At 68.9% G+C, this 22585-nt stretch carries 20 protein-coding genes; 14 read left to right on the top strand and 6 right to left on the bottom strand.

Annotated features, from left to right (window positions below; all coding sequences use genetic code 11):
• Positions 1–147 precede the first annotated feature (147 nt).
• From AC5RUP_RS06845 to AC5RUP_RS06855, 3 genes are all read left to right on the top strand, one after another.
• A complete protein-coding gene (locus AC5RUP_RS06845) occupies positions 148–861 on the top strand; it encodes a TetR/AcrR family transcriptional regulator (RefSeq protein WP_494068486.1) in 714 nt (237 codons plus the stop codon).
• 324 nt (positions 862–1185) lie between these two features.
• Complete coding sequence (locus AC5RUP_RS06850; RefSeq protein WP_494092755.1) at positions 1186–1617, top strand: GNAT family N-acetyltransferase; 432 nt, start codon at positions 1186–1188, stop codon at positions 1615–1617.
• On the top strand, positions 1614–1931 hold the full coding sequence (locus AC5RUP_RS06855; RefSeq protein WP_494068488.1) for a hypothetical protein: 318 nt from the start codon (positions 1614–1616) through the stop codon (positions 1929–1931). Before AC5RUP_RS06850 ends, AC5RUP_RS06855 begins: the two co-directional genes overlap by 4 nt.
• Before the next feature lie 127 nt (positions 1932–2058).
• On the opposite strand, the gene tgt is transcribed toward AC5RUP_RS06855, so the two are convergent.
• Complete coding sequence (gene tgt / locus AC5RUP_RS06860) at positions 2059–3378, bottom strand: tRNA guanosine(34) transglycosylase Tgt (RefSeq protein WP_494132780.1); 1320 nt, start codon at positions 3376–3378, stop codon at positions 2059–2061.
• Between the two features lie 175 nt (positions 3379–3553).
• Here tgt and AC5RUP_RS06865 point away from each other — a divergent pair, with 175 nt between their 5' ends.
• Positions 3554–4612, top strand: coding sequence for an FUSC family protein (locus AC5RUP_RS06865; protein WP_494153498.1), 1059 nt, complete (start codon positions 3554–3556; stop codon positions 4610–4612).
• 40 nt (positions 4613–4652) lie between these two features.
• Here the strand turns inward: AC5RUP_RS06865 and AC5RUP_RS06870 are convergent, their stop codons facing one another.
• Complete coding sequence (locus AC5RUP_RS06870) at positions 4653–5429, bottom strand: SRPBCC family protein (RefSeq protein WP_494132778.1); 777 nt, start codon at positions 5427–5429, stop codon at positions 4653–4655.
• 56 nt (positions 5430–5485) lie between these two features.
• A complete protein-coding gene (locus AC5RUP_RS06875; protein ID WP_494093138.1) occupies positions 5486–6394 on the bottom strand; it encodes a DUF6707 family protein in 909 nt (302 codons plus the stop codon).
• A 361-nt stretch (positions 6395–6755) separates the two neighbouring features.
• On the opposite strand from AC5RUP_RS06875, the gene AC5RUP_RS06880 reads away from it, so the two are divergent.
• Positions 6756–7007 carry a hypothetical protein gene (locus tag AC5RUP_RS06880; RefSeq protein WP_494068493.1) on the top strand — a complete coding sequence of 84 codons (252 nt, stop codon included), beginning with the start codon at positions 6756–6758 and terminating at the stop codon, positions 7005–7007.
• Between the two features lie 135 nt (positions 7008–7142).
• Here the strand turns inward: AC5RUP_RS06880 and AC5RUP_RS06885 are convergent, their stop codons facing one another.
• Entirely contained in the window at positions 7143–7682 is a 540-nt protein-coding gene (locus AC5RUP_RS06885; RefSeq protein WP_493976990.1) for an NUDIX hydrolase family protein, read from the bottom strand.
• A 118-nt stretch (positions 7683–7800) separates the two neighbouring features.
• Positions 7801–8556, bottom strand: a complete 756-nt coding sequence (locus AC5RUP_RS06890) for a VOC family protein (protein WP_494158393.1) — start codon at positions 8554–8556, stop codon at positions 7801–7803.
• Between the two features lie 80 nt (positions 8557–8636).
• Here AC5RUP_RS06890 and AC5RUP_RS06895 point away from each other — a divergent pair, with 80 nt between their 5' ends.
• Positions 8637–9230 (top strand): YdeI/OmpD-associated family protein, encoded by a 594-nt coding sequence (locus AC5RUP_RS06895; protein WP_494155231.1) that lies wholly within the window; start codon positions 8637–8639, stop codon positions 9228–9230.
• 128 nt (positions 9231–9358) lie between these two features.
• On the opposite strand, the gene AC5RUP_RS06900 is transcribed toward AC5RUP_RS06895, so the two are convergent.
• Positions 9359–10594, bottom strand: a complete 1236-nt coding sequence (locus tag AC5RUP_RS06900) for a glycoside hydrolase family 76 protein (protein ID WP_494158394.1) — start codon at positions 10592–10594, stop codon at positions 9359–9361.
• A 167-nt stretch (positions 10595–10761) separates the two neighbouring features.
• Here AC5RUP_RS06900 and AC5RUP_RS06905 point away from each other — a divergent pair, with 167 nt between their 5' ends.
• The 8 genes from AC5RUP_RS06905 (at position 10762) to AC5RUP_RS06940 (ending at position 22585) form a co-directional block, all read left to right on the top strand.
• The gene (locus AC5RUP_RS06905; RefSeq protein WP_494132774.1) at positions 10762–11538 is read left to right on the top strand and encodes an SDR family NAD(P)-dependent oxidoreductase; all 777 of its coding nucleotides are present in this window, start codon (positions 10762–10764) and stop codon (positions 11536–11538) included.
• A gap of 298 nt (positions 11539–11836) precedes the next feature.
• Positions 11837–14833 (top strand): phosphoenolpyruvate carboxylase, encoded by a 2997-nt coding sequence (locus AC5RUP_RS06910; protein WP_494132773.1) that lies wholly within the window; start codon positions 11837–11839, stop codon positions 14831–14833.
• 453 nt (positions 14834–15286) lie between these two features.
• Positions 15287–15973, top strand: coding sequence for an HD domain-containing protein (locus AC5RUP_RS06915; RefSeq protein WP_494154441.1), 687 nt, complete (start codon positions 15287–15289; stop codon positions 15971–15973).
• Between the two features lie 185 nt (positions 15974–16158).
• The gene (locus AC5RUP_RS06920) at positions 16159–16953 is read left to right on the top strand and encodes an IclR family transcriptional regulator (RefSeq protein ID WP_494068500.1); all 795 of its coding nucleotides are present in this window, start codon (positions 16159–16161) and stop codon (positions 16951–16953) included.
• Positions 16954–17168: 215 nt separating this feature from the next.
• On the top strand, positions 17169–18443 hold the full coding sequence (locus tag AC5RUP_RS06925; RefSeq protein ID WP_494132771.1) for a cytochrome P450: 1275 nt from the start codon (positions 17169–17171) through the stop codon (positions 18441–18443).
• A gap of 4 nt (positions 18444–18447) precedes the next feature.
• Positions 18448–19638 (top strand): PEP/pyruvate-binding domain-containing protein, encoded by a 1191-nt coding sequence (locus tag AC5RUP_RS06930; RefSeq protein ID WP_494154440.1) that lies wholly within the window; start codon positions 18448–18450, stop codon positions 19636–19638.
• Positions 19639–19809: 171 nt separating this feature from the next.
• Positions 19810–21675 carry a PEP-utilizing enzyme gene (locus AC5RUP_RS06935; protein WP_494150592.1) on the top strand — a complete coding sequence of 622 codons (1866 nt, stop codon included), beginning with the start codon at positions 19810–19812 and terminating at the stop codon, positions 21673–21675.
• A gap of 106 nt (positions 21676–21781) precedes the next feature.
• Complete coding sequence (locus tag AC5RUP_RS06940) at positions 21782–22585, top strand: SDR family NAD(P)-dependent oxidoreductase (RefSeq protein WP_494158415.1); 804 nt, start codon at positions 21782–21784, stop codon at positions 22583–22585.

Raw genomic sequence — 22585 nt, forward strand, 5'->3', positions numbered from 1 at the left:
ACGGCGGCAAAACCGCGGGTTACCAAGGAAAATCACGTACTTCCGGTACCGAATTACCGGCGCGGTGAGCCTGCACGGACGGCGGCCGGGAGGACAGGGCGAGGACCGGCGCGTAGGCTGGTGCGCGAATGCAGGAGGGAGCGGTCAATGGTCGAACCCGAAACATCTTCGGCGGCTGATGCGGGGCACGGCGGTCCCGACAGGCAGCGATTGGATCGACAGCGGATCCTGGAGGCAGGCGCAGCGTTCATCGAGCAGCACGGAGTCCGCCAATTGAGCATGCGGCGCCTCGGTGCGGAGCTGGATGTCGAGGCCATGTCGCTCTACCGTTATGTGCCGTCCCGGGAGCATCTGCTTGACGGCATCGTGGAGATAGTTGTCGATGAGCTGTACAGCGACCCGGAAGTGTATGTGGAACCCCGCCACGGGTGGCAGGACTACCTGCTGCGGCTGGCCCACGGACTGCGCCGGCTTGCCGTCCAGCATCCGCAGGTGTTCCCGCTGATTGCCACGCGCCCCACTGAGGCCCCCTGGGTGCAGCCGCCCTTGCGCAGCCTGAAGTGGGTGGAATCGTTCCTCAAGGCCATGACCGGCTCGGGGTTCAGCAACGAACAGGCGGTGGAGGCTTACCGGGCCTTCAGCAGTTTCCTCATCGGCCACTTGCTGCTGGAGGTCGCTGCACTCGGTGCAGACATAGGGCCGGTCGAGGAGGGCACGCCACCCCCGCCCGGCCAAACCGACCTGACCGACTATCCGCTGCTGCAGAAACTGCAGGGCCTGCTGTCCCAGGACCGCGCCAAGCAGGAATTCGAAGCCTCGCTGGATTGGCTGCTCGAGCGTCTGGACAGCCAGCTTTCCTGATCACGGATACCATCCGCGCCTTCGCGCCGCGGCGCTTCCGCTGCCGTGCTTCATCGCTTTCGCCCACGTGCCGCGGCAATGTCCGACGTCGTGCCACGGTGCCTTCGGCATCGCGCCGTGGCCCCTCCGCCGTCGTGCCTTCATTTGCGTCCGTAGCGAGGCAATTTAGCTGCGCCATTTTGCAGATTGATAATAAGCATGCTTTGCTTACATCGTAAGCATGATTACCGTTCGGTCCGGCACCGCCGGGTCCGAGGTTCCCAGCCAGGGGTCCGGTCGGGTCACGCCCGCACCTCCGGTTGGAGAGGCTAAGTGAGGAGAGGCATGCAGGTAATACGCAACAACTACGACGCATCACGCTTCGACGCCTATGTTGACGGGGAAGTAGCGGCGTCGTTGCAGTACAAGATCCAAGACGGTGAGATGTGGCTCCTCCAGATTGACGAAGACCGTTTGCACCGCGGGCTTGGCCTGGCTGACGAATTGGTGCGCCGTGCACTGGTTGAAGCACACCGTCGCCGCCTGCGCGTGCTGCCCTTCTGCCAGGAAGCCCGGCAGCAGGTCTTTAACCATCCTGTGTTCCTCCGGCTGGTACCGCAGGAACAGCGCAGCCGCTTCCATAAGTCATGGGCCTTGGAGAGCAAGGCCGGAGCGGGTCGCCGCCGGCGCCGGGTGTCCTCCGGTGTGGCCCGGACCTCCACCGCGCCGAAGGCAACGGCCCGAAATTCCACCGCGCCGAAGGCAGCGGCGCGATGAGTGGCAAACTCAAGGTCACGGTCCGCGTCGACTTGGAGTGTTCAGCCGCGCACATTGACGTACGCGGGCGGGTCGACGAGCGGAACGTCTTGGCCGTTTACTCTTTGGCCAGGCGGGCCAACTCGCTGGCCGCGGGACTTCAGATAACCATTGACCTGCAGAATGGCTCCGTGGACGGGGCAGTCCTGGCAGAACTGCAAGGATGCGCGGAGGCCGGAGCGCTGCCCGCACATGCCGACCCCGGGCAGTCCGATTGCTGGCTGAGGATTCTGGCTCCGACCACGGAGCTGTCCGACGTGGCGCTGGCTGCCTGAGCCAGGCCCGCACCAAGACACGGAAGGCCGCCGTCGTTCTCACGGAAACGACGGCGGCCTTCCGCGTGCCCGGAACTGCCCCGCCTCCGGCCCGCCGATCCACGGTCCCGGGCCGCGCCCGGGCAGATCAGGCGTAGTAGCGGCCCAGCACCTCGGCCTTGAAGTCGAAGAAGGAACCGTCGTCGATGGCCAGCCGCGCATCGTCGACCAGTTTCACGGTGAAGCGCTCGTTGTGGATGGAGATCAGCGTGTGGCTGACCATCTCGTTTGCCTTGTACAGGTGGTGGATGTAGGCGCGCGTGTAGTTTGCGCAGGTGTAGCAGTCGCAGCCGTCCACCAAGGGGGTGAAGTCCGTTTTAAACCGGCGGTTGGACAGGTTCTTGCGGCCGTCGGGCGTGTAGAACGCGGAGTTGCGCGCCACCCGGGTGGGGGAGACACAGTCGAAGGTGTCGGCGCCGTTCTCGATCGCGGTGAAGATGTCGTCGGGTTCGGAGATGCCCAGCAGATGGCGGGGCTTGTCCTCGGGCAGCTCCTCGGTGCACCAGCGCACGATCGTGCCCAGGTTCTCCTTCTCCAACGCGCCGCCAATGCCGAAGCCGTCGAAGTTCATCGCTCCGAGGTCGCGGCAGGCCTTGCGGCGCAGGTCTTCGTACTGGGCGCCCTGAATCACCCCGAAGAGTGCCTGGTACGGCCGGTGGGAGCGCTCCTCGGTGAGCCGCTCGTGCTCGGTCACGCACCGCTCGGCCCACCGCCGCGTGCGTTCCAGCGACTCCTCCTGGTAACCGCGCGAATTCATCAGCGTGGTCAGCTCGTCGAAGGCGAACATGATGTCGGCCCCGAGCTGGTGCTGCACCTGCATGGAGATCTCCGGCGTGAAGCGGTGCCTGTCGCCGTTGAGATGCGACTTGAACCAGACGCCGTCGTCATCCACGTGGGCCAGGCGTTCCTTGCCGGGTGCCACCCGGTCGTCGGAGCCGCTGCCGGCCGCGGCCGCGTCCATGCTGATGACTTTCTTGAAGCCGGAGCCCAGGCTCATCACCTGGAAGCCGCCGGAATCCGTGAAGGTGGGCCCGTCCCAATTCATGAACCTGCCCAGCCCGCCGGCCGCATCGAGCACCGCCGCCCCGGGCTGCAGGTACAGGTGGTACGCGTTGGCCAGCAGCGCCTGGGCGCCGAGCTCCTTCATCGACTCGGGGAGCACGGCCTTGACCGTGGCTTTGGTGCCGACGGCGATGAAGGCCGGGGTCTGTATCTCCCCGTGCGGGGTGGTGATGGTTCCGGTGCGGCCCTGGAATCCTCCCCCGTTGTCCTCCACTTGGGCGGGGGAGGGGCTGGCGGTGTCGGACAGGCGGCTGCCGACGCGGAAGGAAAAATCAGACTGGGGCACCCCACCATTTTGCCTTACCGGGCGACGGCCGGACTCCGGGGCCTGCGGCGGCGGTGGCATGGCTGCCCGAGCGTCCGCCGCCGTCCGCGCCGGGATCCCCGGCCGACCGCGTGGCCGGGTGAACACAGGTATGTCGGGTCTCCCACAGGATGACGGTTGCTTCGGGCAATCATCTTAGGCTTGAGAAGAGGCCATGCTGCAGCGTAAATACAGTGGGTAACCGAAGGGCGACAGAATGCTGAAGCAGCACGTGCGCGAGTTCTTCCGGGTGGGCCCGGCACGCCAGGACCATATTGTGGCCACGCGTTGCGGTCTCAGCGTGGGCCTGCCGCTGCTTGCCCTGCTGGCGTTCGGCCGGTTTGACCTGATGGTTTTCGCCGCCTTCGGCGCCTTCACAGGGATCTACGGCCGCGGCGAAGCGCACGGCTCCAGGCTGCGGCATCAAGGCCAGTTTGGCGTCCTGATCCTGTTGGTCATGTTCCTCGGCGCGCTCACTGCCCGGGCCGGCCCCGGGCCCTGGGGGATCGTGTTCGGCACCACCGTGGTGGCCGGGCTGTGGTCCCTGGCAGTCAATTACTTCCGGCTGAGGCCGGCCGGGGTCATCTTCTTCACCTTCGGTTATGCCGCCATCGGCTCGATTCCGCTGACGGCGCCGTTGTGGCAGGCCATGCTGACCGGACTGGTGAGCGTGGTGCTGGCCATGCTGATCGGGATCAGCAGCCGGTTGGTGCCGTCCTGGCGGACGTCCATGGCGCCGCCGCCGAAACAGGAACTGACCACCGAACACTGGCGGGAATTCGGGGTGGAGGCCGGCGCGAATGCCGTGGCGGCGCTGGCGGCCGGGACCCTCGCCACCTTGGTGGGCCTGGGGCACAACTACTGGGCGATGGTGGCCGCGGTGGCCCCGATCGCCGGCCCCAGCCTGGCCCAGCGGGTGAACAAGGGCGTGCACCGCATCCTGGGCACCTTTGCGGGCGTGGCGGTAGCCGGGGTGCTGCTGGCCCCGCACCCGGCGCCGTGGGTGCTGGTGCTGATGGTGGTGGTGCTCCAGTTCGCGGCCGAGATGTTCGTGCTGCGCCACTATGCCCTTGCGCTGATCTTCATCACGCCGCTGGCCCTGATCATGACCGAGCTCGCTGCCCCCACGGATCCGCAGGAGCTGATGGTTGACCGGGCTTTGCAGACCGCGATCGGTGCGCTGGTCGGGCTGAGCCTGGTGTACCTGATGCACCAGCGCACCGTGCGCATGAAGAACCGGCGCCGCTTCCAGCGCAAGCACCGCGGCGAGGGATGAGCGGCTCGCCCGGCCGCCGTCCGGCCGGGTGCGGTGTGGTTTATTCGGCGACCGGCCCCGCGGTGCTGCCGAGCACCAGTGGGTCGGCGCCGGGCAGCGCGCTGCTGCGCCAGCCATCCCAGGCCTCCCGGATTTCCGCGAGCCGTCGGGCACCGAGGCCGTAGCAGCTGATCAGCACCTGGCAGCCGCCCTCCGGCCGGCCCTCCGGATGCGGCGGCGTCGTCGCAACAATCAGCAGGCCGCCGCCATGGTCGGCGTACGAATCAACCGTCAGCCCGAGCTGACGCTCCGACCGGAACCACACCTTGCCGGACACGGCCTCGCCGGTGGACAGCGTGGTGGAGTACGGCTGGTCCGGTTCCGGCAGGTTGTCGAGTCCCAGGCTGGCGAGCAGGCCGTCGGGCGGCAGCGAGTCCGCGCCGAGGTATGTGGTCTGGCGTGGGTCGTTGGGGTGCCGCTCCAGGGCGAACCGCAGCTGCTGCAGGAAGGTCAGCCAGCCTTCGGTGACGTCCTCCCACCACTCGTCGGACTTCTCGCCGGACTCCCGGCCGCGCTTGAGGCTCAGCTGCACGCCGTCGCCCACCGGATTCAGGATAAAGGCATCGCCGTTGCTCAGCGTGAGCTGTTTGTGGTCTTCGGATTCGGTGGCACCGGTGAAGTAGATCTCGCGGATCTCCTCGTCCAGGCCCTTCATGTCCCAGCCGTGCCATTGCGCAATCGACCTGGGCTCGCGCAGCATGACCCAGACCTGGCGGGCGTCCGCATTGATGTGGACGCTCAGGGGATCGCTCGCCGGTGCAACGCCGCTATCCGTCATGCGGCCGACTCTACCCGCGGGGCCGCAGGGGTGGCCAGAGTCGGGCGGAACGGGCCCTAGGAGTTCCGCTGCTGGGCGTCGAGTGCGCGGATCGCCACCAGTTCGTTGCTGATCCGGCGGTCCAGCTCGACCGGCTCTAGGGTCTCCGAGCCGCCGTGCGTGCGCAGGTACAACAACGAGCTCAAGCGCAGTTCGCGCCACTCACGCTCCACGTCACGGTCGGCGGCGGCCATGGCGCGGTGGATTTCCTTGTCGTAGAGGTTCGGCTCGTTCAGCTGGCGCTGGCGGACCTCGGCGTTGACCTTCGCGCGGAAGGGGTCCTCGTCGGCGTCGTCGGGGGTGCGCAGCGCCTCGGCCAGCCTCTGGGCTTCCTGCTGGTCCTCCTCGTCGCCGGACTCCCGCAGCATGTAGGCGGCCATGGCCATCGTCGACTGAATCCATTTCCACCGGCCGAAGTTCCCGTCAAACGGCTGGTCGATGATCAGCCGGCAGACCGTGAGCGCGCGTTCGCGGTCGTCCAGCTCCACGAACAGGATATGGGCCAGGTCCCGCACGTCCTGCAGGTGGCTGCCGGCTTTGGTGTTGAGGCCTCGGCTCAAGCGTGCGGCCAGCCGCTGCACCCGGGCATTGCGCCCGTGTGCCCGCGCCACCTCGACCACCACCGCCTCGGGAGTGCCTTCCTCGGCCGGGATCAGTTCCAGCTCAGCCAGTGCCAGCGCGCCGGGCAGCGGCGCGGGCCTGCGCGAGGAAGCCACGCGGATGCGCGAGCCGTGGGCAATGCGCACCTTGCTGCCGTCTTCCAGCGTGGCCACCACCAGCGCCGGCGTGCCGAAATCGTCGAGTACGACGGCGGTGCTTGCCACCGGCGCCGAGTGCTCTCCGGAACGGGTCAGGAACCGGGCACCGGCGCCAACGGCCTCGGCCTTGACATGGTGGATGTATGTCTCGGCCTGCTGTTCCGTCATGGGTAAATCCTTAGTCACGCTCGCGATCGTCTGATCAGTATATGAATTCGTTATCTTTCCGGGGGGAGGTGCGGACCGGTGTCCAGCGCGCCGACCTGATGAAACGATGGATTGTGAGGGGACTCTCACGCGGTCCACGTCATGGGAATAGGGACGGTGCGCCCGGGCGTTGATCTCGGCACCGGATGCCGCGGGCCCAAAAAAATCGGTGTCCGGCTCGGGATCGAGGACCAAAGATGACCGCGATCGCCGATAGCGTCAAGATATCGAAGTTCCCGCCGGAACCGTGCCTCGTCGGTTCTTACGACGAAGCACCTCACGCACAGCTAGCCCTACATTCTTGTGAAAGCTGAATCCAGCCATGAGCATCATTTTTGCCCCGGAGGCCCGCCTTGGCGAAGCGCCGACGCACGCCCCCTTGTACCCCGAGCAGTTCCGCAGCAGGAGTCGTTTGACCGTGCTGCTGCGCGCCGCGGGCACGGTCCTGACGGATCTGGCCAACCGCCGCAGCCAGCGGCCGGTCCCGCTGAAGCGGCTGAGCTACCAGGACCAGCACCGGGAGGAGTCCCGGGACCTCGCCGCCCAGATGTACGTCTGGATGCTGCCGAAGTAGCCGGGCGGTCAGTCCGCCGGCACCCGGCCTGCGGTCATGCGCCGACACTTGGCTGGCGGTCAGCCCGCCGGCACCCGGCCGGCGGTCAGCGCGCCGACCCACCGGGCGGTCAGCCCGCCGGCACCCGGCCGGCGGTCAGCGGCACCAGCCCGCGTGAGCCAAGGCCTGGCGCAGCAGGTTGCCGCGGCCGCCGACGAATTCGGACTGGACCGCCTGGCTCAGCGCATCTTCCGGCGTCATCCAGCTCAATTCCAAGGCATCCTGGCGCGGGTTGCATTCCCCGGTGACCGGAATGACGTAGGCCAGGGCCACGGCATGCTGCCGGTCATCGGTCAAACCGGTCTCGGACGGCGAGGGGAAGTATTCCGCCACCGTAAACGGCACCGGGCTGGCCGGCAACTGCGGCAGGGCCAGCGGGCCGAGGTCCTTCTCCAGGTGGCGCAACAGGGCGGCGCGGACCGTCTCGCGGTACATCACCCGCCCGGAGACGAACGTGCGAACCATCTCGCCTTCGTCCGATGCCTGCAGCAGCAGGCCGATCTCCGTGACATACCCCAGCGAGTCCAGCCGCACGGGCACCGCCTCTACGTAAAGCATCGGCAGGCGTTGCCGCGCCTCGTGCAGATCCTCGTGGGACAGCCAGCCGGGATACGGGTCGGGAGTACGTACGCTCATGTACTTGTTCTACCGCACCCCTGCGACGCCAGTCACGCCGGCCGCCCCGCCGGCGCGTCCGCTCCAGTGCACACGAGCCACGGCCGAACCCGCCGGAACCGCGGAACCGCCGGTCCCATCAGGACCAAAGCGTCGGCGGCAGCGGGCGGTTTCCAGCCGAACCGTTTCGCGGGCCGCTGAACCGCAGGTACCCTCCTGCGGCCGGGTTCGCGCCGTCCGGATGCTCCACCAGCAGGACCTGCCGGCCGGTCTCGTCCGCACGCGAGCAGCGGTAACCGGCCGTGGCGAGGCGCTCCCGTACGGCCGACAGGTAGCCGTCGTACTCAAACGCCAGCCCAACCTGCTCCGTATCGCCGTGCTGTACCGCGACCAGCCCGCCGTTCTTCGCCGCGAAGTCCGCCCCGTCGCCCTCGCCGCTGACCCGGGGACGCGCGCCGATTCCGCGGAGGGTGGCCGCAGCACCGGATACGTCCGGCGTCACCCAGACCGCCATGACGGCCAGCGCCGGATCGGGCGGGTTGTGCCCGGAATCGTGCCCGAACGACGGCGCGGCGGCGCGTGCCAGGAAGCTGAGGCCCGAGGGTGCGGTGATCCGCGCGGACCGGCCGTCGCCGGCCTCCTCGATCTCCGCCCGCGTGCCGTCGGACACGGTGCGGCGGACAAACTCGTCGAGGTCACGGACCTCGAAGCTCAGTTCCACGCGGCCGTCGGCGGCGTCGCCGGCATCGGCCGGGCGCAGGTCCAGCCGCCCCGAGCCGGCGGCGAATTCCAGCCGGGCGCCGTCGTCGGCCACGCAGGCCAGCCCCGCCGCGGTCAATAAGTCCCGCCACGGCCCGATGCGGGAGGTGGACAACACGGGACGGACGCGCAGCATCTGGGTTCTCTCCTTGGGCCGGCACGGGACGATACCCAAAAACACTAGACGACGCGGCCCTGCCGTGCTGCCATGAGGGCATGGCTGTTGAGCTTCCGGAGTTGTTGGTGCCAGACGCCGCCGCGTGGCGGGCCTGGCTGGAAGAAAACCACGCCTCCTCGGCCGGTGTGTGGCTGATCCTGGGTAAGAAGGGCGGCACGGTTACGGCCCTGGATTATGCCGCCGCCCTGGACGAGGCGTTGTGTTTCGGCTGGATCGACGGGCAGGGCAGGCGGCGCGACGCGGAAAGCACCTTCCAACGCTTCACCCCGCGGACGAAGCGCAGCATCTGGTCGCTGCGGAACGTCGGGCACATCGAGCGGCTGGAGCAGGCCGGCAAGATGCACGAGGCCGGCCGGGCTGCCGTGGCCGCGGCGCAGGCCGACGGTCGCTGGGAGAAGGCCTACGCCGGGCCCGCCACGGCCGAGGTGCCCGAGGACCTGGCCGCGGCGATCGCCGCCGTCCCGGAAGCGCAGGCGATGTTCGAGGTGCTCACCTCGCAGAACCGCTTCGCGCTGATCCACCGGCTGGCCCAACTGAAGACCGATGCCGCCCGGCAGCGCAAGATCGCCGGCTTCGTGGAGATGCTGGCCCGGCAGGAAACACCGTATCCGCAGCAGAAGAAGCCGTCCTGACGGCTGGCCGCTGCCCGTGCACTGCCCCGGCCGCGCGCCTGTTCACACGCCCGCTCGGACGCCCGAGTACAGGCCCGGCAGCGCGCCTGTCCCCACGCCCGCTCCGACGCCCGCGTGCACATGCCCGCTCAGACGGGCAGCGTGGCGGCGGCCTCCAGGGTCATCCAGGCCTGCAGCTGGGTGGACAGCTCGACGCCGGGCCCGCCCGCCGCGGCGGCCGGAACCGCGGGGTCGGGGGAGAAGACCAGCACCTCCCCGGTGCGGTGGTTTCCGATCGTCCGCCCGTCCCAGAAGCCTTGCGCGGTGTCCAAGACCATCCGCGCGGCCAGTTCCCGCGCCGAGTCCGGCAGCCGGTCGGAGCGGGCGGCCAAGGCCAGGTAGCGGGCCAGGATCCCGGTGAACAGTCCGCCGTCGCCCGCACCGTGCGTGCGCAGAACGAGTGGGCCGCCGTCGCCGGCGGCCGCCGAGGCCGCGGCGGCCGGGCTCTCGTCCTCGGCCGGTCCTGCGGTGGCGGTGCGTTCGCCGGTGGCTGCATGCGGAGTTCCCGAACGTCCCTGGACCAAACCGGCCGCGATGCCCTGCACCAGTTCGGCGGCCCGCCCCAGGTCAGCGTCGCGGCCCGTTTCCAGCAGTGCCCCGAGCACCGGCCCCTGGTTGTAGGTGTAGACGTCGTCCACCAAAGCCGGCTGGCCGCCGGAGACCCGGACGCCGTCGAGATACAGCCGCTGCCGGGGCGCGTACAAGGTGGCATCCAGCCAGTCCAGGAGCCGGGCGGCCTGCGCCCGGTCGCCCGCGCGCACCAGATACAGGGCCGCCGGTGCCGTGGCGGGGGTGTTCTTGAAGTCCCTGGCGGTGTTCCAGAACAAGCCGCCGCCCAGGTCCGGGGTGTGCGCCGATTCGAGTTGGAGCAGCAGGCGGCGTGCCGCGGCCCTGTTCCGGAAGCGGGGCTTGTGCGCCTCGGCGGCCAGCGCGTCCAGCCGCTGCGCGGCCAAGGCCAACCAGGCCATGTCGTCGTAGTAGGAGTTGTCGAAGCGGAATCCGTTGCGCCAGCGGAGCGTGCGCAGCAGTCGCGCGGCGAGACGGCCGGCGCTCGGCCCGTCGCCGCCGTCGTAATGCTGGCCCCGGCGCAGCTCCCGCCACCCGGCATCCACCAGGCAGTCCAGGAAGTGGGCCTGCCACCAGTAGTGCCACGGCCCGCCGCGCCCTGGGGAGGGCTGGCGGACCGCGCCCAGCACGGTGAACGGAAGGCCCAGCAGGCGCTGGCCGAAATGGCGGACGACGGCGATGGCGGCCTCGTCCGCGCGTCCTGCCGCCAGGGCGGGGTTGGGCGGGCGGAAGGCTCTGCCGCCGGGCAGGGTGGGCATGTGGATCAGCCTAACGGCGGATCGGGGGCGGTGCAGGCCGGAATCTGCCCGCGCGCCCCCCGCCGGTGCGCGGGGTGTGCGCCGGGCCACACTAGGCTGAGGGGTGCAGTGCCGCCGGCAGGCAGGCGGCCGGAGAGATGAGTGTTGAGGACCCTGAGGAGGATCCAGTGGAGGTAGCCGGAACCGTAGCGTTGATTACGGGCGGAGCATCGGGGCTGGGGGCGGCGACGGCCCGTCGGTTGCACGCCGCCGGTGCGTCGGTGGTGCTGATGGACCTGCCCGGCTCGAAGGGGAACGAGCTCGCCGCCGAACTCGGGGAGCGGGCCGTGTTCGCGCCCGCCGACGTGACCAATGAAGAACAGGTGCAGGCAGCGGTGGAGGCAGCCGCGGCGCTGGGGCCGCTGAGGATCGTGGTCAACTGCGCCGGCGTCGCGACGCCGGGCAAGGTGCTGGGCCGCGATGGGGTCCTGCCGCTTGAAGCGTTTGCCAAGGTGGTACAGGTCAACCTGGTCGGAACCTTCAACGTGATCCGCCTGGCCGCAGCCGCCATGGCCGCCACCGAACCGGTGGAAACCGAACTGGGCGGGCCCGAGCGCGGCGTCATCATCAACACCGCCTCCGTGGCGGCCTTCGACGGCCAGATCGGCCAGCCCGCCTACGCCGCCTCCAAGGGCGGAGTGGCTGCCATGACGCTTCCGCTGGCGCGCGAACTGGCGCGCTCGCTGATCCGGGTGGTCACCATCGCGCCGGGCATCTTCGAGACGCCGATGATGGCCGGGCTGCCGCAACAGGCGCAGGAATCGCTGGGCCAGCAGGTGCCGCACCCGTCCCGGCTGGGCCGGCCGGCCGAGTATGCGGAGCTGGCCGCGCACATCGTGGCCAACTCGATGCTCAACGGCGAAACCATCCGGCTGGACGGCGCGATCCGGATGGCCCCCAGATAAGAGAAGGGTCCGGTGGGCGGGCAGGACGCGACCCGGCAGGTCCCGGACGGCACCCCAGACACCCGGCGCCTCCCGGGCTGCGCTCCCGGGCCGCGCCCAGGTAACCGGCACCTCCCGGACGGCACCTAGGCAACCGGCACCGCCCGGACGGCACCTAGGCAACCGGCGCCTCCCGGGACCCGTCGGCGAAAGGCGAGGCGCCGCCGTCGTACGCTTGAGGTGGACCGTGCCGACGCTTGGAGTCCCCGGGAACGGCACGCCCGCCGCAGCCGCCCGCAGGACGCGAAAGGACGCACCCATGCCGCACGCCGCCCGCGACCGGGATGTCGACTCGAGCCTGCGCGCCGATGTGCGCCGGGTGAGCACGCTGCTGGGGGCATCGCTGGCCCGGCAGCACGGGCCGGAGCTGCTTCACCTGGTGGAGCAGGTGCGGCTGCTGACCAAGGAGTCCAAGGAAGCGGCCCGCGGCGAGGGCGAGGCCACGGGGCCCTGGACCGCCCGCGAGGTGATCGACCAGGTCCGCGAACTGCTCGCGGGGCTGGACGTGGACGAGGCCACCGACCTGGTGCGGGCTTTTGCCTTCTACTTCCACCTGGCCAACGCCGCCGAACAGGTGCATCGGGTGCGCCAATTGCGTGCCCGGCCGGAGGAAGACGGGCAGTTGCTGCGCACCGTGGCGCAGATTGCCGAGGAAGCCGGACCCGAGGCGCTGCAGCGCGCGGTCAACCAGCTCGACGTCCGCCCCGTCTTCACCGCGCATCCCACCGAGGCCTCGCGCCGCACGGTGCTGGACAAGCTGCGCGCCATCTCCGACCTGCTGTCCACCACGACGGCGGAGGGCAGCACGGCGCGGCGGCGGCAGGACCGGCGGCTGGCCGAGATCATCGACCAGATGTGGCAGACGGACGAGCTGCGGCACGTGCGGCCGAGCCCGGTCGATGAGGCGCGCAACGCCGTCTACTACCTGGGCAACATCCTCAACAACACCCTGCCGGAACTGATGGGGGACCTGGCCGAACTGCTCTCCGAACATGGCGTGACGCTGCCCGCCGACGGGGCGCCGCTGCGCTTCGGCTCGTGGATCGGCGGCGACCGTGACGGCAACCCGCTGGTCACCGTGGACGTGACCCATGAGGTCTTCCAGCTGCAGAACCAGCACGCGGTGCGGATCAACATCGGCTTCGTGGACAGCCTGATCGCCGTCCTGTCCAACTCGACGACGATCGTGGCCGCCAGCGACGAGCTGCTGGACTCCGTGGCCAGGGACCTGGAAAACCTGCCGGGCCTGGACGCCAGGGTGCGCGAGCTGAACGCGAATGAGCCCTACCGGCTGAAACTGACCTGCATCAAGGCGAAGCTGCTCAACACCAGCGCCCGGATCCAGCGCCGGCTCCCACACGAGCCCGGGCGGGACTACAGCTCGACGGCGGAGGTGCTGGCCGACCTGGCGCCGATCGAGCAATCCCTGCGCGCCCACACCGCGTCGCTGGTGGCGGACGGCTCGCTGGCCGCCGTGCGCCGGGCTGTCTCGACCATCGGGCTGCACCTGGCCACCCTGGACTTCCGGGACAACGCGGGGAAGCACCACAAGGCGGTCGCGGCACTGCTGGCCGCCCGCGATGCCGCGCGGACCCCGGCCGGCGTGACCGCGGCCTCGGGTGCTGGGGCGCGTGGAGTGGCGGGTACGGGTGGGACGGCTGCGGCGGTGGGCGGCACCGAACCTGCGGTCGACGCTTCTGCGCCGGTGGGTGTGACGGTTGGCGGCGCGGCTGTTCCGGCGGGTGTGGCGACAGCTGTGGGCGGCACCGACCCTGCGGCCGACGCCGCTGCCCCGGCGGGCTACCTCGAGCTGGCCCGCGGCCCGCGGCAGCAGCTGCTTTCCTCGCTGCTGCTCGAGCCCGGACCGCTGGCACCGCCGTCGTTATTGAAAAGGAAGCGGGCACGCACGCTGGAGGTGTTCGGCGCGATCGCCGAGGCGCTGCGCCAGTACGGCCCGGACGCGGTGGAGACGTACATCGTGTCCCGGGCACGCGGCGCCGACGACGTGCTCGCCGCCGCGGTGTTGGCCCGCGAGGCGGGACTGCTGGCGCTGGACGGCTCCGAGCCCAAGGCGCTGATCGGGTTCGCGCCGCTGCTGGAAAGCGTGGAGGCGCTGCGCAGCGGCGGGAAGATCCTGGACGACCTGCTGTCGGATCCGCAGTACCGCCGGATCGTGCGGCTGCGCGGCGACCTGCAGGAGGTCATGTTCGGCTACTCGGACTCCAACATGGAAGCCGGCGTGGCCACCAGTCAGTGGGAAATCCACAAGGCCCAGCTGGTGCTGCGCGACGTGGCCGCCCGGCACGGGGTGCGGCTGCGCTTCTTCCATGGCCGCGGCGGATCGGTCGGCCGCGGCGGTGGGCCGACCTACGACGCGATCCTCGCCCAACCCAACGGCGCGCTCGCCGGCGAGATCAAGTTCACCGAGCAGGGCGAAGTCATTTCCGACAAGTACACCCTGCCGGAGCTGGCCCGGGAAAACCTGGAACTGGCGCTCGCGGCGGTGCTGCAGGCGTCCGCGCTGCACCAGGAGCCGCGGACCTCGGAGGCCGAACGCGGCCGGTACCACGCTGCCATGGAGGTGATTTCCGGCGCGGCCTATGAGCGCTACCGGCTGCTGGTGGAGCACCCGGACCTGCCGGAGTATTTCCGGACGTCGACGCCGGTGGAGCAGCTGAGCGCGGTGAAGTTCGGTTCGCGTCCGGCCGACCACCCCGAGGCGGGTCCGGCCGCCGGCCAGGGGTTGGGCAAGCTGCGGGCCATCACCTGGGTGTTCGGCTGGACCCAGTCGCGGCAGATCGTCCCCGGCTGGTACGGCGTCGGCAGCGGGCTGCGGGCCGCCCGGGCCGCCGGACTGCAGCCGCAGCTGCGCGAGATGATCAGCAACTGGCACTACTTCCAGTCCTTCATCTCGAACGTGGAGATGACGCTGGCCAAGACCGACTTGGAGATCGCGGCGCATTACGTCTCGACGCTGGTGCCTGAGCAACTGCGGCACCTGTTCGACGACATCCGGGCCGAGTTCGAGCTGACCGTGGCCGAAATCCGGAAGCTGACCGGCGAGAACGAACTGCTCGATAACCAGCCGGTGCTCCAGCGCTCGCTGCACATCCGCGACCAGTACCTGGACCCAATCTCGTACATGCAGGTGGAATTGCTGCGCCGCATCCGGACGTCGGAGCCGGACGAAGCACTACAGCGGGCCATGCTGATCACCGTGAACGGCATTGCCGCGGGCTTGCGGAATACGGGCTAGCGCGGCCGCTGCGTCGGGCTGGCGGCGATGAGCTGGCGGTCGCGCTGGCGGCCGAGCGGTGTCAGGGTGGGCAGGATGCCTATCCGCGGCGGCTTGGCAGCGCACATCTGTCCATGTTTAGCCATAACTTCCCATGTATTGGTAGCCTGACACCTTTCTGACTAGGCAAGATGCTTAAGCATGCGCCGAAACGTGGGAAGTTACGGCGCAAGCTGCCCGTCTGCAACCCGCCCAAGCCGCCCGCGCAAGCGACCCGCCCACCACGCCCAAGCCCGCCCGTCTGCGACCCGCCCAAGCCGCCCGCCAAGCCACCCGCCCACCACGCCCAGCGCGCCCACCACACCCCGCCCGCCAAGCGACCCGCCCACTACGCCCCTGCCCGCCCTCAGCACACCTTCCGTCCAGCGGAACCAGCCGGTTGCCCGCCCGGCGATTGCTCGTCATGCTGTGGGCATGACGAAGCTGCTGCCCGCCGCCAACCTGTACGGCCACGACGTCGCCGCCGCCATCGAGGCCCAGCCGGACGGCGTGGTGCACCTGGATGCGCACTTGGACCGGATCTGGCAGCAAGCGGCTCCGTTGCTTGCCGTCCGCGACAACGATGCCCACACCCTCTACGCCTATGGCCTGGCCCAGGCCCTGCTGGCCGCCCACCCGGAGGCCGATGCCGACGTCGTCCTTCCGGCCATCATGCTGCACGACATCGGCTGGTCGCAGGTGCCGCCGGACCAGGTCCTCGCCGCGATCGCCCCCGGCGGCGGCCGGCTCGACCTCGTCTTGCTGCACGAGAAGGAGGGCGCCCGACTGGCGGCCGGGATCCTCGAAGATGCCGGCCATGACCCGGCGCTCATTCCGCGCATCCTGGAGATCATCGACGGGCACGACTCGCGCAAGGAGGCCCTCTCGATCGAGGACGCCATCGTCAAGGATGCAGACAAAACGTGGCGGCTCAGCCCGCACGGCGTCGACACCGTGATGGAGTGGTTCGGGCTGGACCGCGGCCAGGCGCTCCGGCTCTGCAGCCAGCGCGTCCTGGGCCATCTCTTCACCGAGGAGGCAAAGGCCATGGCGCGCGCGCTGTCCGCGCTGGAATCGGTAACGTTGTGGCCGCAGCGCGGGGCGCTGCTGGCCGACGGCTAGACTCGGTTTCGGCCGGGTGCCGCAAGGGCACCGGCTGTGAAGCTCAGCGGCACGGGCGACGGCGCTGTCCGGCTTTGCCCGGACGACGGCGGCGCCCCACTTGGCCGGGCGGCGGTGCCGGGTTTTGCCCGGACGGCGGTGGTGCCCGGCTTTGTCGGACCGGCGGCGGAATATGGGAGGCAGCTATGGCCGGCGGTAGCCGAGATCCGGGACGCACGGTCACGTCCCGAGTGCTGGCCATCCTTGAAGCCTTCGAGCAATCCAGAAGCGCGCTGAGCCTGACCCAGATTTCCGAGGGTTCCGGACTGCCGTTGAGCACCACGCACCGTCTGGTCGCGGAATTGACGGAATGGGGCTTCCTCTCCCGCGGCGCCAACGGCCGCTACCAACTGGGTATCCGCCTTTGGGAGTTGGCGCAGAATGCCGGCCGGCAACTGCGCGACGCCGCGCGCCCCTTCGTGCAGGACCTGTTCTCCCTGACCGGCGAGACGTCACAGCTGGCGGTCCGGGAAGGCCACGAGGTGCTGTACATCGAGCGTATCTACGGCACCAAGCGCGTGCCCCGTGCCTCGCGGGTCGGTGGCCGGCTGCCGATGCACGCCACCGCCGTCGGGAAGGTCATCCTCGCGTACGAGGAGGAGTGGGTGCGCACCGCCTACTTGAACCGGCAGTTGGAACGTCCCACCGCCCACACCCACATTGTTCCCGGGCGCCTGGCGGAGGAACTGGTCCAGATTCGCGAGCAGGGCTACGCCACCACGCTGGAGGAAGTCCGGCTCGGCTCCTGCTCCATCGCCGTGCCCGTTTTCCATACCGGTCGGATCGGGGCCGGGCTGGGATTGGTGTTGCTGACGTCGCAGGCCCCCACGATGACGCGGCACCTTCCGGCGCTGCGCGGTGTCTCGGCACAGATCGAACGCGCCACCGCGCACATCCCGCTGGAGTCTTTGCTGGGAAGCCACATCACCCGGAAGGCCTGAGCGCCCGGCCCAAATCGCGCTGAGCCACTGCCGGCCAGCTCCGACAAGCAACGCCTGACCAAGCCGCCGCACGCCACGAGATGCTAAGCACTATTCGTTTCCACTGAGTGGAAGAGCCCCTTAGGCCCTGAGAGTGACGTGGGCAACACTGGAGTCTAATCAGCCCGCTGAAACCGACAACGGCGACGGCGGAAGCAGACCCCAAGGAGTTCCAGATGTCATCTTCGACCGAAACGGCAGCTTGCCCGTTCGGCCACGGTGCCGAGGCCCCCGCAGGGCACCACGGCTATGAGCCGTTCCAAATGAAGGATCCGTTCCCGGCCTACACCGAGCTGCGGAACGAGCAGCCCGTCATGTTTGACGAGCGCGTCGGCTACTACGTGGTTTCCCGCTATGACGACATCAAGGCCGTTTTCGAGGACTGGGAGACCTTCTCCAGCGAAAACGCCCAGGCACCGGTCCGCCGGCGCGGCCCGCAGGCCACCAAGATCATGGAAGAGGGCGGCTTCACCGCCTACTCGGGGCTGTCGGCCCGCCGCCCGCCGGAGCACACCCGGATTCGCGCCGTCGCCCAAAAAGCTTTCACTCCGCGCCGCTACAAGGCGCTGGAACCGTTCATCCGGCAGAACGTCGTGGACCAGCTGGAAGCCATGCTGGCCCGCCCCGATCGCCGCGGCGAACTCGTAAAGGACCTGGCCTACACCGTCCCGACGGTCACGATCCTGACGCTGATCGGCGCCGACGTCTCCCAGGTGGACACGTTCAAGCGCTGGTCCGATTCCCGCGCGGCGATGACCTGGGGCGACCTCAGCGATGAGGAGCAGATCCCGCACGCCCACAACCTGGTGGAGTACTGGCAGGAATGCCTGCGCCTGGTCCGCGTCGCCCACGAGGAAGGCGGCGACAACCTGACCGGCGACCTGGTCAAGGCCCAGCAGGACGGGGCGGAGATCAGCGACCACGAGATCGCCTCCATCCTCTACTCCCTGCTGTTCGCCGGACACGAGACCACCACCACCCTGATCGCCAACTCCCTGCGCGTGCTGCTGGCTCGTCCGGACCAATGGCAGCAGCTGGTGGAGGAGCCCAAGAAAATCCCGGCAGCCATCGACGAGGTGCTGCGCTTCGCCGGCTCGATCGTCGGCTGGCGCCGGAAGGCGCTCAAGGACACCGAAGTCGGCGGGGTCAAGATCCCGGAGGGCGGTGAATTGCTGCTGCTGATGGGCTCCGCCAACCGCGATGCCGCCCGCTTCGAAGACGGCGAGGAGTTCGACATCTCCCGTGGCAACGCCCGCGAACACCTGTCCTTCGGCTTCGGCATCCACTACTGCCTGGGCAACATGCTCGCCAAGCTGCAGGCCAAGATCGCCCTGGAAGAGGTGGCGCGGCTGGCACCGAACCTGAAGCTGGAGAACCCCGGAAACATCGAGTTCCGCGAAAACATCTCCTTCCGCGTCCCCGAAACCGTCCCCGTCAGCTGGGAGGCCTGAACCCATGCGCAGCAACGAATTTATCCAGTTTTTCGACGGCGGGATCGAGCCCACGCTCGAGAACCTCGGCGGCAAGGGCGCCTCGCTGGTCACCATGACCTCTGCGGGCATGCCGGTGCCCCCGGGATTCGTCGTCACGACCGCCCAGTTCGACCGCTTCATGCAGGAAGCCGGGATCACCGAGCACATCAACCAACTGCTGGCCGGCCTGGACCCGGAAGACATCGCCCAGGTGGACGCGGTATCCGCCTCCATCCGCGAAGACATCTGCTCCCGCCCGGTACCGGCCGACATGCGCGCCCAGACCGTCGAGGCCTACGACGCCCTGATGTCCCGCTTTGACGCGCCGGTCCCGGTGGCGGTGCGTTCCTCCGCCACCGCCGAGGACCTGCCGGATGCCTCCTTCGCCGGACAGCAGGACACCTACCTCTGGCTGGAAGGCTTCGCCGCCGTCGGCGAACACATCCGCAGCTGCTGGGCATCGCTCTACACCTCGCGCGCCATCATCTACCGGCTGAAGAACAACATCCCGGACCAGGGCCTGTCGATGGCCGTCGTCGTGCAGAAGATGGTCAACGCCAGGGTCTCCGGCGTCGCCATGACCCTGGACCCGGCCAACGGCGACCGCTCCAAGATCACCATCGACGCGTCCTACGGCGTCGGCGAAATGGTGGTCTCGGGGCAGGTTACGCCGGACAACATCGTGCTGGACAAGGTCACGCTGGCCCCGGTCGCCGAACACCTGGGCGACAAGCATGCCGAACTGATACCCGATGCCGCCGCGCGCACCCTCGTGGAGCGGGAGGTCGACGCCGAGCGGCGGGCCCGGCGCAGCCTGAACGACGACGAACTGCTCGCCGTGGCACGGATGGCCAAGCGGGCCGAGAAACACTACAAGTGCCCGCAGGACATCGAGTGGGCGCTGGACAGGGACCTGCCCGACGGCGAAAACCTGCTGCTGCTGCAGTCCCGGCCGGAAACCGTGCACTCCTCCAAGAAGCCGGTCGCGTCGTCGTCCGCAGTGCCGGGAGCCGGCGGATACGCCGCGGCCCTCGGTGCTGCTCCCGCGACGGCGGCCGCCTCCTCAACCGGGAATGCAGGAGCCGGGAGCGCAGGAGCCGGGAACGCAGGCACCGCCGCCGGCGGCTTCAGCCTGGGCAGCATCACCGCCTCGCTGCTGAAGCCCTCCGCCTGACCATTGCCCCGAACTGTTCCGCCTGTTCCACCGCACGGCAGCAAGGTTCCAACAGCTCCACCGCACGGCAGCAAGGCTCCAACAGCTCCACCGCAAGGCAGCAAGGCTCCAACAGCTCCACCGAACCGCCCACCGAAGGCTCAACGCAGAGCCGCCACCGAAAGGACCGCCATGTCTATGAAGTCCTTCCCGAAGCCCTCCGAACTGCCGGTCCCCGCCGGCGCCGAGGGCTGGGAGAAGATCTACCCGTACTATCTCGTGTTCCAGGACAAGCTCAAGGAACAGGAAGACGCCAAGTTCTGGTTCTGCGACAGCCAGCACTGGCCCACCGTCTACAAGCCGTTCGAGACCATCGGCGGCGAGTTCGCGGTCAAGTGCCTGGGCCAGTACAACGCCCGGCACCTGATGATCCCCAACGCCAACGGCATCGAGTTCCGGGTGCACCTGGGCTACCTGTACATGTCGCCGATCCCGGTCCCGGAGGACCAGATCGCCGCCCGGGTCCCGCATTTCGAGCAGCGCGTGGGCCACTACTTCCAGAACTGGGAGGAACTGCTCAAGCAATGGCACGTGAAAGTCCGCGGCACCATCGACGAAATGGAAACCATCTCGTTCAAAAAGCTGCCGGACATGGTCCCGATGGAAGACATCACCACCGGCAAGGCCATGGACGGCTCCGAGGTGTTGCTGGAGAACTACGACCGGCTGATCCAGCTGGCCTACCAGAACTGGCAGTACCACTTTGAGTTCCTGAACCTGGGCTACATCGCCTACCTGGACTTCTTCAACTTCTGCAAGGAAGTCTTCCCGAACATCCCCGACCAGTCGATCGCCACCATGGTGCAGGGCGTGGACATGGAACTCTTCCGCCCGGACGACGAGCTCAAGCACCTCGCCAAGCTGGCCGTGGAGCTGGGCCTGCAGTCCGCCTTCGGCAACACGGACGACGTCGATGCCACCTTGGCCGCGGTCGGCGCCTCCGAGGGCGGCGACCGCTGGATCGCGCGCTACGAGGAAGCCAAGGACCCGTGGTTCAACTTCACCGTGGGCAACGGCTTCTACGGGCACGACAAGTACTGGAACGAACACCAGGAAATCCCGCTGGGCTACATCGCCGACTACATCCGCCGGCTGGACGAAGGCCAGGACATCATGCGCCCGGTCGAGGAGCTGGTGGCGGAGAAGGAACGGATCGTGGAGGAATACCGCGAACTGCTCGACGGCGAGACCCTGGCCGCCTTCGACGCCAAGCGCCAGCTGGCCGCCACCGCCTACCCGTACGTGGAAAACCACAACTTCTACATCGAGCACTGGACCATGGGCGTCTTCTGGCGCAAGATCCGCGAGCTGTCGCGGATGATGCACGCCGAGGGATTCTGGACCGAGCCGGACGACCTGCTCTACCTGAACCGGAACGAGGTCCGCGACGCGCTCTTCGACCTGGTCACCGGCTGGGGCGTGGGTGCCGAGCCGATCGGCCCCACCTACTGGCCGGAGGAAATCGAGCGCCGCCGCAAGATCGTGGACGCGCTGAAGACCGCGCGGCCGGCACCGGCGCTGAACACCCCGCCGGCCTCGATCACCGAACCCTTCACCCGGATGCTCTGGGGGATCACCACCGAACAGGTCCAGCAGTGGCTGGGCGAGGGCGAAGAGGTCGAAGGCGGCGGACTGCGCGGCATGGCCGCGTCCCCGGGCATCGTCGAGGGGTACGCACGGGTGGTCCACGATTCCGACCAGCTCTCCGAGGTCCAGCAGGACGAGATCCTGGTGGCCACCGTGACCGCGCCGAGCTGGGGGCCGATCTTCGGCAAGATCAAGGCCACCGTCACGGACATCGGCGGCATGATGAGCCACGCCGCGATTGTCTGCCGGGAGTACGGGCTGCCGGCGGTGACCGGCACCGGCTCGGCCTCCACCACCATCAAGACCGGCCAGCGGCTGCGGGTGGACGGGACCAAGGGCACCGTGCAGATCCTGGACGTTGAGGAAGCCGAACCGGCCGTCGCCGGGCCGGGAGCACACAGCCACACCTGAGTTTCCGGTACCGCCGCAGCAACTCAGGCACACCAAGTGCCGGGCCGGGCAAAGCCGGCACCCCCAGCGGGTCCCGGCCCGGCACTCCGAACATGAAAGCGTGACGATGACACAGCCTCCCCCCGACGCCACGGCCGGCCACGGCTTCCCGGACCCCGTCCAGGGGTCCGACGCCCGGACCGTGCTGATCACCGGAGCCGCCGGCGGGCTGGGCCGCGCCTTCGCCCTGGGCTTCGCGGCCCGCGGCTACCGGGTGGCAGCGGCCGACACCAACCTGGCCGGCGCCGAAAAGACTGCGGCGCTGGTCCGCGAAACCGGCGCGGAGGCCGAGGCCTTCGAAGCCGACGTCACCGACGTCGCCTCCACCGAGGCCCTCGCCCGGCGGTGCGCCGACTTCGGGCAGGGGAGCATCGACGTCGTCCTTAACAACGCCGCCATCTATGCCACGGTGACCCGCACCCCGTTCGAGGAGATCGACCCGGCCGAATGGGACCTGGTCATGAACGTGAACCTCAAAGGGCCCTGGCTCGTGACCCGCGCCGCCAGCCCGTTCCTGCCCGATGGCGCCCGCGTCATCAACCTCTCCTCCGCCACCATCTACTCCGGCTCGGAGCAGTGGCTGCACTACGTCGCCTCGAAGGGCGGCGTGGTGTCGATGACCCGGGTGCTGGCCAAGGAACTGGGCCGGCGCAACATCACCGTCAACGCGATCGCGCCGGGCTTCACGCTCACCGAGGCCAGCTACGGGCTGATGGAGAACGCCGAGAACTACGGCGTGGACCGCGGCGCACTCAAACGCGCCAGCCAGCCCGAGGACATCGTGGGCGCGGCGCTCTTCCTGGCCGGCCCGGACAGTTCCTACATCACCGGACAAACCATGGTGGTCGACGGCGGCCGCCAGTTCATCTGA

The sequence above is a fragment of the Arthrobacter sp. Y3223151 genome (genome assembly GCF_059091125.1).

Bases quoted from the DNA above. Each gene is read 5' to 3' on its own strand.
- AC5RUP_RS06845 (WP_494068486.1), top strand. From the start codon at position 148: ATGGTCGAACCCGAAACATCTTCGGCGGCTGATGCGGGGCACGGCGGT.
- AC5RUP_RS06920 (WP_494068500.1), top strand. From the start codon at position 16,159: ATGGCCGGCGGTAGCCGAGATCCGGGACGCACGGTCACGTCCCGAGTG.
- AC5RUP_RS06855 (WP_494068488.1), top strand. From the start codon at position 1,614: ATGAGTGGCAAACTCAAGGTCACGGTCCGCGTCGACTTGGAGTGTTCA.
- AC5RUP_RS06935 (WP_494150592.1), top strand. From the start codon at position 19,810: ATGTCTATGAAGTCCTTCCCGAAGCCCTCCGAACTGCCGGTCCCCGCC.
- AC5RUP_RS06850 (WP_494092755.1), top strand. From the start codon at position 1,186: ATGCAGGTAATACGCAACAACTACGACGCATCACGCTTCGACGCCTAT.
- AC5RUP_RS06930 (WP_494154440.1), top strand. From the start codon at position 18,448: ATGCGCAGCAACGAATTTATCCAGTTTTTCGACGGCGGGATCGAGCCC.
- AC5RUP_RS06875 (WP_494093138.1), bottom strand. From the start codon at position 6,394: ATGACGGAACAGCAGGCCGAGACATACATCCACCATGTCAAGGCCGAG.
- tgt (WP_494132780.1), bottom strand. From the start codon at position 3,378: ATGCCACCGCCGCCGCAGGCCCCGGAGTCCGGCCGTCGCCCGGTAAGG.
- AC5RUP_RS06915 (WP_494154441.1), top strand. From the start codon at position 15,287: ATGACGAAGCTGCTGCCCGCCGCCAACCTGTACGGCCACGACGTCGCC.
- AC5RUP_RS06940 (WP_494158415.1), top strand. From the start codon at position 21,782: ATGACACAGCCTCCCCCCGACGCCACGGCCGGCCACGGCTTCCCGGAC.
- AC5RUP_RS06890 (WP_494158393.1), bottom strand. From the start codon at position 8,556: ATGCTGCGCGTCCGTCCCGTGTTGTCCACCTCCCGCATCGGGCCGTGG.
- AC5RUP_RS06895 (WP_494155231.1), top strand. From the start codon at position 8,637: ATGGCTGTTGAGCTTCCGGAGTTGTTGGTGCCAGACGCCGCCGCGTGG.
- AC5RUP_RS06910 (WP_494132773.1), top strand. From the start codon at position 11,837: ATGCCGCACGCCGCCCGCGACCGGGATGTCGACTCGAGCCTGCGCGCC.
- AC5RUP_RS06865 (WP_494153498.1), top strand. From the start codon at position 3,554: ATGCTGAAGCAGCACGTGCGCGAGTTCTTCCGGGTGGGCCCGGCACGC.
- AC5RUP_RS06900 (WP_494158394.1), bottom strand. From the start codon at position 10,594: ATGCCCACCCTGCCCGGCGGCAGAGCCTTCCGCCCGCCCAACCCCGCC.
- AC5RUP_RS06870 (WP_494132778.1), bottom strand. From the start codon at position 5,429: ATGACGGATAGCGGCGTTGCACCGGCGAGCGATCCCCTGAGCGTCCAC.
- AC5RUP_RS06880 (WP_494068493.1), top strand. From the start codon at position 6,756: ATGAGCATCATTTTTGCCCCGGAGGCCCGCCTTGGCGAAGCGCCGACG.
- AC5RUP_RS06885 (WP_493976990.1), bottom strand. From the start codon at position 7,682: ATGAGCGTACGTACTCCCGACCCGTATCCCGGCTGGCTGTCCCACGAG.
- AC5RUP_RS06925 (WP_494132771.1), top strand. From the start codon at position 17,169: ATGTCATCTTCGACCGAAACGGCAGCTTGCCCGTTCGGCCACGGTGCC.